General features: G+C 55.6%; 10 protein-coding genes. 7 read left to right on the top strand and 3 right to left on the bottom strand.

The window, feature by feature from the left end; translation table 11 throughout:
- Positions 1-58 precede the first annotated feature (58 nt).
- Positions 59-1,603, top strand: coding sequence for a hypothetical protein (locus BLV45_RS19390; RefSeq protein ID WP_143130455.1), 1,545 nt, complete (start codon positions 59-61; stop codon positions 1,601-1,603).
- A gap of 98 nt (positions 1,604-1,701) precedes the next feature.
- Here BLV45_RS19390 and BLV45_RS19385 read toward each other — a convergent pair whose 3' ends face one another.
- Together BLV45_RS19385 and BLV45_RS19380 are read right to left on the bottom strand one after the other, a co-directional pair.
- On the bottom strand, positions 1,702-3,936 hold the full coding sequence (locus tag BLV45_RS19385; protein WP_090535583.1) for a hypothetical protein: 2,235 nt from the start codon (positions 3,934-3,936) through the stop codon (positions 1,702-1,704).
- On the bottom strand, positions 3,933-5,105 hold the full coding sequence (locus BLV45_RS19380; RefSeq protein WP_090535582.1) for a hypothetical protein: 1,173 nt from the start codon (positions 5,103-5,105) through the stop codon (positions 3,933-3,935). Before BLV45_RS19380 ends, BLV45_RS19385 begins: the two co-directional genes overlap by 4 nt.
- A gap of 289 nt (positions 5,106-5,394) precedes the next feature.
- Here BLV45_RS19380 and BLV45_RS19375 point away from each other — a divergent pair.
- The 6 genes from BLV45_RS19375 to BLV45_RS27965 all read left to right on the top strand — a co-directional run bounded on the left by BLV45_RS19375 (position 5,395) and on the right by BLV45_RS27965 (position 13,092).
- A protein-coding gene (locus BLV45_RS19375; protein ID WP_090535581.1) for an IS5 family transposase occupies positions 5,395-6,206 on the top strand; the annotation gives its coding sequence in 2 pieces (ribosomal slippage) (positions 5,395-5,734 and positions 5,734-6,206; 813 coding nt in all).
- 535 nt (positions 6,207-6,741) lie between these two features.
- Positions 6,742-7,827: an ABC-three component system protein gene (locus tag BLV45_RS19365; RefSeq protein WP_143130454.1), complete on the top strand. Its 1,086-nt coding sequence runs from the start codon at positions 6,742-6,744 to the stop codon at positions 7,825-7,827.
- The gene (locus BLV45_RS19360; protein WP_090535578.1) at positions 7,815-8,294 is read left to right on the top strand and encodes an ABC-three component system middle component 2; all 480 of its coding nucleotides are present in this window, start codon (positions 7,815-7,817) and stop codon (positions 8,292-8,294) included. Before BLV45_RS19365 ends, BLV45_RS19360 begins: the two co-directional genes overlap by 13 nt.
- A 2-nt stretch (positions 8,295-8,296) precedes the next feature.
- A complete protein-coding gene (locus tag BLV45_RS19355) occupies positions 8,297-10,162 on the top strand; it encodes an AAA family ATPase (RefSeq protein WP_090535577.1) in 1,866 nt (621 codons plus the stop codon).
- Between the two features lie 1,552 nt (positions 10,163-11,714).
- Positions 11,715-12,458, top strand: a complete 744-nt coding sequence (locus BLV45_RS19345; RefSeq protein ID WP_090535575.1) for a type IV toxin-antitoxin system AbiEi family antitoxin domain-containing protein — start codon at positions 11,715-11,717, stop codon at positions 12,456-12,458.
- Positions 12,459-12,729: 271 nt separating this feature from the next.
- On the top strand, positions 12,730-13,092 hold the full coding sequence (locus tag BLV45_RS27965; protein WP_245753394.1) for a LysE family translocator: 363 nt from the start codon (positions 12,730-12,732) through the stop codon (positions 13,090-13,092).
- Between the two features lie 83 nt (positions 13,093-13,175).
- Here BLV45_RS27965 and BLV45_RS19335 read toward each other — a convergent pair whose 3' ends face one another.
- Positions 13,176-14,207, bottom strand: a complete 1,032-nt coding sequence (locus BLV45_RS19335; protein ID WP_090535574.1) for a DODA-type extradiol aromatic ring-opening family dioxygenase — start codon at positions 14,205-14,207, stop codon at positions 13,176-13,178.
- Positions 14,208-14,214 lie beyond the last annotated feature (7 nt).

Raw genomic sequence — 14,214 nt, 5'->3', positions numbered from 1 at the left:
CGACCGCTGACAGCGCTAAAATGTTGCCACAATCATGTGCATGGGCCGCGGGAGCCAGATGGGAACAAACGCAAGAGACGACTTCAGTCGGGCGGTGAAGCAGATGCTCGCCGAGCGTGTCAACTTCCATTGCTCGGTCTGCGACGCGCCGACTTTGGGGCCAAAGACCGGGACGACGGACAAGAGATTTTCAGTGGGCAAGGCGGCGCACATCAAGGCTGCTGCAAAGAACGGTCCGCGTTATGAGAAGAACCAAACACCGGCCGAGCGCAAAGGCATTAAAAATGGTGTGTGGGCCTGCGCCACCTGCGCGGACATCATCGACCGCGACTCCGATGCGTATTCGGTGGCAGATTTGCTCCGCCTCAAGGCGGACGCTGAGTGGGTGGCAAACATAAGAGCCGGAAAACCACCTGGCAGCGAGTTGTCTGCACTGACGAGCCCCACCGCAATCAAGCGAGCGGTGGACGTGTTTTGCAGTCGGGAGTCGGCGCGTCAGGAGCGAATTGACCCGCGCTTCAAGGTCGGCGTGCGTATGGGAGAGTCGGGTCCCATATACGAGGTCACGGCAAAGGAGACCGTTGACGCCCAACTCATAGTCACCGCCGAGGACAAAGAGCGCAAAGTCCAGGCTCTACGCGATTTTTTCAACTATGGCGGCCACTTGGTGCTGGATGGCGGGGACCTTCGGATGGAAGGCTCCCCGCTGTTTAAGACAGATGAGGCAGCCGCCACTCGCTGGCAGCTATCGTCAACCCCACGTCCGGTCACGATGACAGTTGTGCTAGCGGAGGGGACAGGCTCGCCGCTGTACATCGAGTTTATCGGTAACGGCACCCAAGGCAACAAAGGTGCGAGGCTGCAAGGTACGGCGTTCGGCGGAATGCTCACGGCAATCCTGACCGCCGACTATTCGGGCGCTTTAACCGATTTCACGTTTAACATCGATACCCAGCAGTGGGCGAGCAAGCCGGTTCGCCGGTTACCCCATTTCTCCCGTCTGCATCACATTGTCCAGCTTCTTGCATCGCCGACTCAAGTTCGAATCCTATTCACGCATGAAGGCCTCGAGTCTGAATTCGGGACGGGACTTTTCGATGGAAGTGAAACATTTCGGCCACTGCGCGCCCTTTTCGATGAAATCGCAATTATTCGGCGACTTGATGATTTCTTCGACCTAAATCTCGCGCTGCCGGCGGATATCAGCGACGTACTGCTCCTCCAATGTGACATGGCCTGGCTACTCGACGTGATTGACCTCGAAACGTCCACGGAGACCGAAGTCAACTTTTTCGCGGCGTCGTCCAACCAAGCCATGCCGTTGAAGGCTATCCTTGCAAATCAGGCGCCGCAGGCAATGACGCTGAAACACCACATTGACCTGGAAATCTATGGCCGTAGCTATGGTCCTTTTGGCCTGGAGGTGTCATGTCCAGCAGTCAGGATTCACGTGGTTGGCCCTGCGACTATCGAGTCGGGCGTGTCGGTAGAATTGGCGATGCGTGCCGTCGAGGGTAACCACTGGACACCTCGCCTTGTCGATAAGCATCCGGAGTCTAAGATGGTAAAACAAGCCCCAGCAGCTACGGGTAGCGTCGCGTAGAATCTCGGGACTTTGGCAGCCGCTGCGATTTAAGGCTGCCTTTGCATGGGTTCTCAACGTCGGTTGCCTCCAAAAGCTACCTTATGTGACCGGACAATTCAGAAATCATCGGGAAGCGAAGTGCTTGAAGGCATAACTTCGAACCCGAACAGAATACGGAGCAATTGAAGCTTGCGCGTGTCCCCCTGCAGTTTCGGCTTGAGTCGAGTCCGCAATTCGTCAAGGTGATGCTGCTGAAGGCGCAGTTTTCTCGTGTATAGGGCAAATGCGAACTCACACGCTGCCTCCCCCTGCCTTCGGTTGTGTTGTTCGAAGATGTTTGTGAGCAAGTCGAGCATGAACTGGCTGGAGCTTCCCTCACGGGAATAGTCCAGCTCGCTCGGCCGCGCACATCGCAGAAACGCAGCTTGAATCACTCCATCGTTGTAGCGCGTGAAGTTCTCTGGGCTAAGGATGACTTGCTGAAACGCGTCGGTAGCGAGGCGGAGATTCTCGTTCGGAAACTTTGCCTCCCGCGCGTTTTGCAGGAGTGCTCCGGCTGTCGCCAATACGGCAGCGTTCGTTTCATCTGTCTCGGCATAGAAATTACCCCAAAATGCGAAATCGAGACGTAGCCGCATTGATGTTGCAAGGCCGTCGTCGAACGGCAAGAAGACCGAATTCCCCAATCCTTGCGAGGAACCGGTGAGCCCGTCCAAGCGTGCGAAAAAAGCACCCCCGAAATGCTTCTGAATGTTTTGAAGCAACCGCCCTTCTTCTTCGAAAGAGTCGCCGATTCCGGGTCCAACAGCGATGCCCATGTATCGCCTAATGTTAATTTCCGCCCTGAAAGCAGAGTGCTTCAGGTTTGGCAGAAGGGCATTGAGCTGCGCAGCGGTCTCCGCAATCTGTGTTCCTACGAGGTACGTTCGCGCGCCGTGATGGATATCACGTAAGTCGCGGCTTATCGATAACAGTCGTGTGCCACGTCCGACCACCGCGGCAACTACTAGAAGGCCGCCTGCAGAATCTGGTTTAGCACTCCTCGACTCAATGCTGGCATCACTTATAAGTCGAAGCGGGGATACGCGCTTCATGACATCCTGGAGCCTCTTTGCGCAATGCTGGGCAATCTGAAGCGAGGCGTCGTCGTTCTGGTAAACGATGGTACTCACCGAAGCAGCCGTTTGCTGGCACAGTACCTTTTCAACAAACTTGACGAATTCGTTGTCGCGCATCAGCGCTCGTCCGTCGAGGTAAAGCGGACGAACCTTAGACGTGGGAATCGGTCCGCGAGCCTGTATAGCTAGCGCTCCGTTGAGACCGAAAGACTTACAGAAATCGGAAACCGCTTCCAGTCGATGCTCCTTCTTTCTGAGCAAGACCGGCTTAGGTAGCAGTTCTTCTGGGGCGAAACGCTCGCCCACTATAGGTAGGTCTTTCAGGTGCTTGTGATGCTGATTGTTGTCGAGCCCATCTGGAACTGGAAGTGCATAGAGGGCATTCTCGCAATCAGCAGCGTCACGCAACGTTAGAAGCGTGACTACCTCGGTCGGATGACACTTTACCTTCTTCTTCCAGTCTCGCTCTAGGTTCATCGACGAAGACGCGGAGATGAGCGTAAACGACGTGCCGTAGAGCGGCGCGTCTATCTTGTCAATCCCGTCATGCGAATGAAACGTTACCACCCGAGGTTTAGGGACTTCATATATAGCGCAGTAAATCTCCCGTATAGCGTACGCCACGGCCGCGATTCCCATCGTGTCGACGAAAATCACATCGAATTGCGCCCCGACTTCCAGCGAGCGTTCGCGAAGCTTCTCGAGGAGAGCAAATGCGAGAAACTGGACTCCCTCAACCTCGGTCAGCGCCTCTTCGGCTCTCAAAAAATGGGTCGACCGCTTTTGAGATGGTTTTACAAACGTGAAGCCAGGTGGCGCGACGACCGAGACGTGCGGAGCCGAGAACAATACCTCGAGACCGGCGTTTCGAATTGCTGGCGTCTGACCACGAAGCAGCTGTCTGAGACCGACTACCGGGTTGCGAAGCTCTGATACTAAACGTATGGTGCCATCAGGCCCGAAAGAGCAGACGCAAAGACCCACTTTGGTTGATGTACGGTTGGCAGCCTGCTCGAGCAACTGTTGGTCGAACGCTTTCAAGACTTCAGAGGCTTCTTCTGTCTCGCAGATGATTGCTACAACATCGGGTGGATTGACGCCTTGCAACCCTGCCTCAATAGCATCGGCCAAGTTCGCTACATTGAAGGTTCCAGGTGGCTTGAAGAGGAAATGGAAGTTCCGAATCGGTGAATTGCTCTCTAGCGCCCAATCGAATCCGAAAAAGCCCTTCATCGCTGCACCGCCGTCAGGGGGATGACGATGGAATATGCAGCGCCGGCGGTGTGACTGAGTTGCCTCCGCTCTTCAAGCCAATGCATTGGCTCGAACTTCCCGAACTCTGAGTTTGAGAAATCTTGCACTAGGCAAATTCTCCCTGTCCGTAACCTCAGATAAGCATTTAATTCGCTTAATGTCTTGAGCACATACGTCAGTCCGCCGCCGCTTGCGTTCGTGTCTTTCGTTGTCGCGTGCAATGCGAAACAGCGCTTCACGATGTCAACTTCTTCGTCAAGCGTTAGCTCCCCTTCTCCATCTTTTCCATAGCGTGACAACCACCGCCGAACCAAACCAGGTCCGGTGTCAAGCACCGTCAATTCGAGAAACGACTTTCGTCGAAGATGAGAAACCTGTCCCACAGTGGCAGACGCATAAGTTGCGGAATTTTCTGCGAGGTAATCGCTGAATGTCGGGTCGTCTGCGACCACCTGCTCCTGATGGGAATCACGGTCATACGCAATGAACTTGGCCATGAGTGCTCGCACATTCCTAGCGTATGGCTTTCCTTCCTCGTCGAGCGTCGCATGCTCATCGGTGTTCTTGAAGAGCTCGTAAATCAACGTCCCAATCGCTGTGACATCTTCCTCGGAAGCTATCCATTCAGCAGACGGGGCGCACGCAGTCATTATCCTTGATGTGAGCCGGACGAAGTCAGCCCGTGAACGCAATGCGTTCGGACTTGGCCGGGTATAAAAGGGAAGCAGGTATTCGTTTTTCGCCCTTGCGAAGCAACAAAGGAAGACCCCTCTACCATGCATGGTCTCTCGGAAGCGGCTCTCCTGCATTGCCTGTATTCTGCCAACGCCAAAGGACAGCGCTTCGCGAGTAGTAAGCGGTTCAAGCCCCGGCACTTCAACAGAGCCGGAGAAATAGGTAGACACCAAGCCATGAGGCTCTTGCGCCAACGCCTCAATTGAACTATTTTCGGCATTCCCGTACAGCCGAAGTGCCGAGTTTGCCTGGTGACGTGACCATGTCGCGACGTACTGCATGAGCGCGGAAGGGACACCAACCGCGCCGCCGTAGCGGAGCGCAAGTGGAATCCGCAAAACCGGGTCGTGGCCAGCTTCGCCGTATGCGGCTTCTATCTCGCGGAGACTGACTGCCTGCTGGAACGAAATCATCGAGTAAAAGTAGCGAGCTGAAGAGCCAAGGGAGCTGAGAACCGTCTGCGAATTCTACGTGAAGAGTACCGAGCGAGCGTCTCGGCCGTCGACAGCTCGATGCAATAAGCATAGTCGACTTCAGAAGCTTTATGCCAAGATGCATGGCCACCCGAGGGCAAGCAGTCTGGCTTTCTCGGGTTTGTCAGCCAAACGACAACTTAGAAGCTGTTGCGAAATTAAGTTTAGGGTCTGTTAACTTTTCTGACTTGGTGTTAACTTCCTGTCTTGTTTTGCCTGACAGGAAGCAATGCCTAAAGAACTCATAGACGACGAATTGTGGTCACTTATCGAACCGCTTCTGCCCGCGCGAGCACCGCGTAATCGCCAGTACGCGGGCCGCGAACCGACGCCAGACCGGGCAGTACTGACTGGCATCGTGTTCGTGCTGCGCTCGGGCATTGCGTGGAACCTGTTGCCGCAGGAAATGGGTTACGGCTCAGGCACAGCCTGCTGGCGACGGCTCGTCGCATGGCAGCAGGCCGGTGTCTGGCAACGTATCCACGAAACGCTGCTGGCGGAACTGCGCCGCCGAGGCGAAATCGATTTGACGCGTGCCATCGTCGACAGCTCGTCAATTCGCGCCATGCTGGCGGAAAAAAAACCGGCCCGAATCCCACGGACCGGCGCAAACTCGGCAGCAAGCATCACCTCATCGTCGACGCGCAAGGCATCCCGCTCGCGGTCATCCTGACCGGAGCAAACCGCCACGACATTACGCAGCTCGATGCACTGGTCCAGGCCATTCCACACATTCGGGGCAAGCGCGGGCGTCCCCTGCACAAGCCGCAAATCGTTCAGGGCGACCGGGGTTACAGTTCCGAGCCACATCGGCAGCGCTTGCGCGAACGTGGCATCACGCCCTTGCTCGCAAAAATCGGCGCGCCCCATGGCAGTAGACTCGGCAAAACGCGTTGGCAAGTCGAGCGCTCGATTGCCTGGCTTCACTCGTTTCGACGGCTGAAGATTCGCTATGAACGCTACGCTCATATCCACGAGGCTTTCCTCTCGTTAGCTTGCGCCTTGATTTGCTGGACGCGTCTAAAGCCTTGGTTTAACTAATTTCGCAACAGTTTCTAAGCAAGGAGGTTAGTTTGCCGGTATGCGGTTGCCGACGCAGAATATGCGGCCCCTCGAACTGACCAGTTCCAATGTATTGGACGCGCCCCGACGTGGGGACGACGGAGACCGTCGCCCTTAGCCCGTCGATGTACATTGCGGGGTCGCCCTCCGCGCTATTGACCACTGTAAACAGCACGCTAAATCTCAGCGAGCTGATACCGAGACCTCTCTCTCCGAACAGTCCGACGATTTGCGGTTCCGCTATTACATAAGAGTGAAAATTCAGGCTCATGCACACCTCGTGTGGTGGTCAGAGGCAACGGGGAGATTGACGAATAGAGTGTGATTCATTGCTTCAGGTAGCGTTGTCAATTCATTGCGCTCCAGAAATTCGCCCAACAAGGACTCACGGTCAGCTTACAGCAGAAATCCCAGTTTCTTCTCGTTGCACTATTATCTGCATTAAAGGCATCATTCAGCATCGAATAATAGACCTTACAAAACGACTACCGAACCTACTCGGGGGCAGACTGCCGTGGCGGAGAACAAATCTGAAGTTGGCAACACAGTTCTTAAACGGCGGCGAGCTTCGACCGACACAAGCGCGGCAGGCTATGTGATTCAAGCCGGAGCCCATGCTCCCGTGGCGCAACTGAGATTGATGGATTCTGCATCGTGGGAGATTTTCGTTGAGGAATGTTGCCTCCCGCTGCAGGGCACCACATACCAAATCGTGAAGCGACTCGGGATGCCTGGCGACAAAGGTCGAGATGTGGAGGCAATCGTCACTCTTCCGCGAAGACAGCACGGTTGGGACCTTTATCAGTGCAAGTACTTCAAGGGCCCGGTGGCGCCGTCGGATTTCTTTCCCGAGATAGCCAGTTTCTTCAGCCATCTTGTCCGCAAGAGCTATCCCGAACCACGCGCGTACTTTATATGCGCCCCGCATGACTGTGGTGTTGACCTTCATGACCTGCTGGTTTCCGAGCCCGAGGACTTCAAAGCCGTTTTCTTGCAGGCGTGGGTTGACGGCAATCGCGGATTGAAAAGGAACCTGACGCCCGCAATCAAGGCCGTAGTTGAGTCCTTCGATTTTTCACGCTTCAAGGAAATGTCCGCGCGAACCTTGGTTGAGATGCACTCGAAGAACCAGTCTGCGCATTTCAAGCGATTCGGAATCAAGCCGAAGCGTCTCAATGACCCAGCTGTCCCGCCGTCGCCGCGAAAGCATGAACAGAAGTACGTCCAAGCTCTTCTCGCCGTGTACAGCGAGCATGCCGCGCATTCGGTTGACTGTGACGGACTGACCGGTAGTGACTATGAAGAGCACTTTTCGGCGTGCCGGTCGGAGTTTTACAGTGCTGAAGGTTTGAAGCGATTCAGCCGAGATATCTTCCCGGGCGAATTCGATGCATTCCTCGGGACAATGTTGAAGACGGTGAGGAGCACCGTAAGCCTGCCCACCCATAAAACCGGGCTTGAGCGACTTTGTGCCACAACAGAGCGTTCTTACCAGTTGAAAATGGCTGACAGTCCACTCAGCGAGAGTCTGCGGTCCCCCGATATGCCAGGTGCATGCCATCACCTGGCAAACGCCGGAAAGCTTAAATGGGTGAAATAAAAATGAACTCTTCCCCATTCAACTCAGCGTTTGAACTCGGTATCAGGATGGCATTTATCCTGCACGCTCTACGGCCTCGCGTTGCCGACATCCAGAAGCTCGTCCTCCTGGACTACGCGCTCGTCTATTCTGCCGACCTGAAGGGGCCTCCCAGTCTCCACACCCCTGTGCCGCAGCGGAGCAGCGAGGTCTACACCCGGAGAGACCGCATTGAAGAGGGACTTTATCTAATGAGCGCGAAGGGCGTTGTGACTGCAGATTTCTGCGACGACGGAATCGTCTATCTGGCAGGCCCGCGCTGTCGACAGCTCGTCAACGCGTTCACCTCCCCGTATGCACGCGAACTCGAGCTGCGCGCCAGTTGGGTAGCCGGCGCGTTCGGCGACGTGTCGCCGGACTCCTTGGCCCAACGGTTCGACGCCGAGGGTCGGCGTTGGGGCGCAGAAATTGGCGACCTGCTGAACTGACCATGGCTTTCAAACTACTACGGCTAGTGGTTACCGGACCCGGGAAAGAATCAGCTACCTTCGACCTGTCGCGGCCAACCACAACAGTCTATGGACCTAGCGAGACCGGCAAGTCCTACGTTTTCCAGTGCATTGCCTATTGCCTCGGCGGCGACACCGCGCCGGAGGAGATTCCAGAGGCGAAAGGGTACCAATCCGTTTATCTGGAGATTCAGACTGGACGCGACTCTGAAAACTTCCTAGATGAGACGGAACATCAAGCTGCCTTGGACTTGGGGGACTTGCCGCCGAAGCCACAGGATGGCGACATATTCACTATCGTACGCGGCATACAGGGAGGCGCGGAAGCAGTTTACCGGGCGCACATCGAGGGTACCGCAACCGCTCGAAAGCTCAAGATTGATTGCAATGAGCTTTTGAAACGCCTGATTGGCGTCAGCGAGAACGTTGTCTTCAAAAAGGCCGGAAAGAAAGGTGCGATTTCCGCGGGGCCATTGCGACATTGGTCAATGCTGTCGCAGACGTCTATCGTCGCCAAGGAAAGCGTTCTTGGAGATTCCAATGCTCGTGTGGAGAGAAGCGCTGCCCTCGCGCTGATGCTTAGTGGGGTCGACGACACAGCTATTGAGACTGGAATTAGTACCGACGCCCGACGCGCAGCAGGTGGCGGAGCAGACGCGATGCGTGGAATGATTGAATCGCTGCGCGCAGATTTGCCGCCAGATACTCCGAAAAAGGACGTTGAGGAAGCGTTGGCGCGTGTCGACGAGACACTGCAAGCCTTGTCCCAGCAGCAAAAGTCTCGGGCTCAAGCTCTCGAAGCCGTACGTAGCGAGCTGGCGCAAACGAGCGCAGAACTGCGTCGCTGCGAGACAGGTCTGGCACAGAGCGCTGGCCTCGTTAACCGTTTCAAGCTGCTGCAGCAGAAATACGATAGCGACTTTGAACGGCTGGTATCACTCGACGAAGGTTCCGCCGTTTATTTCCTGCTTGACGACGTGCCGTGCCCACTTTGCGGCACAACACTACCGAATCAGACGAAGGCGTCGTTGGCTTCCCCTGACGTTGCGGACAAGCAACGACGTGCCATCGCGGCCGAAGCTGCCAAAATCGACAAGCAGCGAACCGGGCTCGCCGCGGCATTGAGCTACGAGACCGAGCAACTCCATTCTCTTGTGGTGAAGCGCGAACAACTACAGGCGGCCTTGCAATCACAGAGCGCTCGCGAGCGGCGCATGATTGACTCTGGCATTGACGAATTTAAGGTGTCGGCAACCGAACTCGCCAGACGACGGACTGAACTCTATACGCAAGCACGGGCTTTCGAGGAAATTGCTCGTCTGACGGTGGAGGCTGCAAAACTGGAGGCCGTCAGCATTGGAAGGAACTCGCGCATTGAGCGACAGTTGACGCAAGACGGTTTAGTGCTATCAGACCTCGTGCTACAACTCGTTCATTCTTGGGGCTTCGAGTCGATTAGGCAGGTTACGTTCGATGCCGCAACTTTCGACATAAAAGTTGACGGCAGGAGACGTGCGTCGTTTGGACAAGGAGTACGGGCGCTCTTCCTAGCCGCCTATTACGTCGCGCTGCTGCAGTATGCCGAGAAGGTTGGGCATCCGCATCCCGGCTTTGTGGTCATCGACTCTCCCTTAAAACCCTTCGCGGACAGAAAGCAGCATGACGACCCCGATGTGCCTATGACCACTGTTAACATGCGGTTCTACACTTGGCTCGCAGACTGGACCGGTCCCGGCCAAGTGGTCGTCCTCGAAAACGAAGAACCGTTGGCCGAACTCAAGTCGGTCTTGCTCCCATTGGAGTTCACAAAAATGCAAGGTGTAGGGCGCCGCGGCTTTTTCCCTTGACTATCATCAGCCGCCAAGACTTACGCTGGCTGGAAGAGAAATAAACGACATCGCTGTATTAGCGATGGAAACATCCAACAATGCCAGCAATGAATTCGGCCGCAAGCTTGTGCTCACTCAAATCGCGAACCAACGTGCCGACCTTCTCGAGTGCTTTCTAACTGACGCGATGACCGACATCGAGGTGGCGTCAGGAGACCTGGAGATTTCTGATGCCAGCTTCGTCCGGCTGCAACGCGCATTGGACCGAGTCGCTTGTACGCGACGGCTCTTGGAAACAATGAGGAGAGTTACCGCGACGGGATGTTCGCAGGAAGGGTTGCGGGCGGATGGAGGCAATGTCGGTGAAGGACGGGTGACGAAGGGGCTGGAGGCGAGGGCGAGGGCGAGGGCGAGGGCGAGGGCGAGGGCGCGGGCAGATGCCGTCGGGGAGATGGGGACGATGGTTGAATTGCTGGCAAAGGAGTGGCCGGATGAGTATCCGACCGGGGCGGTAGCGTGGCTCTTGTTAGAGCCTCACCGTGTCCGACGGGCACTTGAGAACGCGTCCATGGCGCATGACCATTAGTTCCGGTTACCTCTTTGCTGACAAAGACGCGAATGCAGCGGAGAGCCACTGTCAAACCCGACGGTGCTCTCCACTTGTTCGTCATTCCGGGTGACTTTTCGCGAAATTTCGCCGCCAAATCTGCCTATTTTCGACCTTGCAATTAGAAGCGTTTACGCTTCTAAAACAAGGCTGCATCGACGAAAAGCTTGGCTGGAACGCCTAGAAGCGTTTATCTGTAAACGCTTCTATTTCTGTTGAGCAACGGCGCACCGATCCGCACACTCCGATTCCACCGTCACAGACTTCGCTACATTCCGCGGAATCTCCACGCCCGCCAATACCGTCTGCCTTCCAACTCCATTTTCCGATTAGGAAATCCACGAGGCAAACTCACGCGGAGTCCACATGGTGAAAAATCCATGACGGACTCTATTCTTTCATGACGGACTTTATTCTCTCGGATCACCGCTGATCGAAAAAAATATATTCGGTCGAGACAGCCCTCGCTAAGTGTCTGCTTTTGCAAGAGCCTCCGAATTCAAAAAATTGCTTGCATAACGGTCGGGGCTCCTCGAGCAACGCGCGCTTTCGTTTGTTCTAAAAGAGATAGTCGGTCGAACCTTGGCGTGTCGGGCGATTGCGAGACTGAGCCATTCGTGCCAACGCTTTCACCACCTCAGTTGACAACGGACCAGCGGGCAGATGCAATCGGCTTCGCGCCCGCTTGCGCCCAGTACACTTTTCTTTCCGTATTCGATCTTCACCACCATATTGCAATACCCAGCCCAATCGCATAACCACCGCCAGACCGGCCAAACTTGTGTCGCATCCGAATCAGCCATCTAAGACACGTAACTGTGCAACGCCAGCCCGGCCAAAGAATTCGTTCGCACCGGACAGTTGCCCCGGCATTGACTGCGATCGCAGTTTCGTCGTAATTTAATTGCTTTAACTTTTCTTAAATGCAGATCTTTATCATTTAAACTACGCGGCGAGGCAACCTTGAGTGATCGAAAAATCCAGCGCCTGATAAAAAACGCACCGCGCGGACAACCACTTGATCCAGCGATGTTGCGGAGCTTTGACATAAGCCCGGCCCAAACCACCTACCTTGTTAGCGCGGGGTGGCTCCAACGTTTGTCGAAAGGAGCTTATCTAGTCACTGGGGACGTTGCATCTGTAGAAGGAATCATCACCTATCTGAGCAGGCGGATTCCCGGACTCCACGTTGGAGGCAAAACGGCACTTGACTGGCAGGGAGCACGGCACAATGTTGCCTTCAGACCCAAAATCACGCTGTGGGGATCGAAAGCCTACCGCTTTCCCGCCTGGATTGAGCGGCAAATGCCCTACACATTTCAGACAACGCAGTTGTTCAACGATAAATATCCGGTGACTCAATGGTTTCGACCGTTGCCATTCAAGAATGAGCACGTGTTGGTTTCAGTCCCAGAACTTGCGCTGCTGGAACTTACGAGCGATATAGGGAAAAGGGGCAGAAAAGGACAATCGCTGGACGAAGCGGTACAGCTGACGGACACGTTGCGTAACCTGCGCATCGATGTTCTCATCCCCTTGCTGGAAAATTGCGTACGCGTAAAAGTCGTAAAGCTAGTGCGCGATTTAGGCCAAAGTAGCGGTTACGCTTGGGGGGAGGATCTTCAGAAATACGTAAATCGCCTGAGCCAGGGAAAACGCTGGTCTAGCAAGGGAACGAACGGGAGGCGGCTTACCTTGAAGCCGTGACGGCGACTCAAAAAAATCAGCGACTCCGACACTGATCGTCGTGGCTTTGCCCAAAACCGGCGCACTACTCACAGTCCGCGCTAGTTTGTCGCGTGGGCGCGTGTAGCAATCGTCGCAGCATTGGGCTGCACGTTCGGCATACTGCTGCAAGATCACCGGTCTGGCCGCGCTCCTGTATGCGAGCGCTATCGCGTTCTCATCGAATATGCGGACGTCGTCTATCTGCCATCCATTGCATGGAAAGCGCTCAAGGAAAAAGGACCGTTGAAAGATGACGTCCGACAGCCCCACCCGCACAGACCGGGATGTGATCTTACATACGATCCTCGTGAATGTTCTCAACCCCAAACTCCTGATCTTCTTCGTCTTCCTGCCGCAATTCATCGATCGCGGCGAAAACCAGCCTGCGCTCCGCATGCTGGAATTGTTGCTCATGTTCTTGGCGACGACGTTCGTCGGATTCGTGGCACACGGCGTATTTGCGGCGAGGGTTCGTGACAGGATTCTTTCGCCCCCCTGCTTTCCTCAAATGGATGCGCCGGAGCTTTGCTGCCGCGTTCGTCCGGGTCGGGTCAAGCAGGCTTTGGCCTTATCCCGGCACGTCCATGCGCAGAGCGCCGTGGAGCTATATTGAGCGCCCGAGGAATCGTCGACCGGAAGCTGCGGTGCGCTTATAGTGCATACCGATACGCCGTGACGGAAGACGGGCGGCATACATTACGTACCATGCGGATGGACGTTGTTCCCGCCATCTTCCGGTTTCCATATAACGAAAGCTGCGCCAAGTCCAGTACCAGCCGGCGTGCGATATATCGGGAGATACTCTTGCCAGACGACCCGCAACGGGCGTAACGTACCCGCCGCCAACACCCAGTTGAGTATTTCCGATGATCCGGCGTTGAGAGCACCACGCGGCAACGCGCGCAAATGCCGTTCGTCCCGATGCGTAAGCGCGGCGAGCACACCGCGATCCAGTGCTTCGTCGACAACGAAATGGCTCAATCCGCCCGATGCGATGATTGCGACGCGTGCAGCGTTGTCGATTCCTTCGATGACTTCGCGCAGCTTGACACCGATGTCATAGCATCGCGACGCGCTCGCAACATTAGGTGGAAAGTAAGTGTTAAGCAGAACCGGCACCACCGGTATCGGCCGATTGCGAAACAGCCGTTTGACAACGAAGCCGAATGCGTGACCCAACCCACAGCGCGGACGATCCCCGATCCGCGCGACCGCTGCTACGTCGACGTCGCGGTCGATTAGCCCCTCGATGATTCGCAGACCGAATCCCGCATCGCCCGGAATTGCGTGATTGTCGTCCATCAGATAGCCGCGCCCCATCGTGCGGACCCATTCGGGGCTGTCATCGTGTCCATACGCGTCGCTGGTTAAGAGCTTGTCCGCATAGTAGATCGCGAATGCAGGCTGATTGTCGGAACCGAACAACTCACCCTGATCATCGCCAATTATTACGGCGATATCGGGCGCGACCGCCTCGAGCGCGTCGCCCAGATGATCGAGTGCGCTATCGCAGCCCAATGCCACCCGTTGCAGTTCTTCTGGTTGTGCGACATTCGCGTATTGCGGCCCAACCTCTTCCAGCAACTGCGGATAGGTGACAAAACGTCCGTCCGAAAGGTTCAAGGCTTGATTCTCAAAATCGGCCTGTGCGCGATAGCGCCAGTCGGCACTGTCCAGTGTAAAAAGCGGCGTATGCGAAGTGCCGATTCCAAGTACGATGTTAGCCATTGCGGCC

Source organism: Paraburkholderia sartisoli, from assembly GCF_900107685.1.
In the GTDB taxonomy this organism is placed as follows: Bacteria; Pseudomonadota; Gammaproteobacteria; order Burkholderiales; family Burkholderiaceae; genus Paraburkholderia; species Paraburkholderia sartisoli.
Note: the sequence above shows the minus strand (reverse complement) of the source record. Positions and strands in the feature narration are given on the sequence as shown.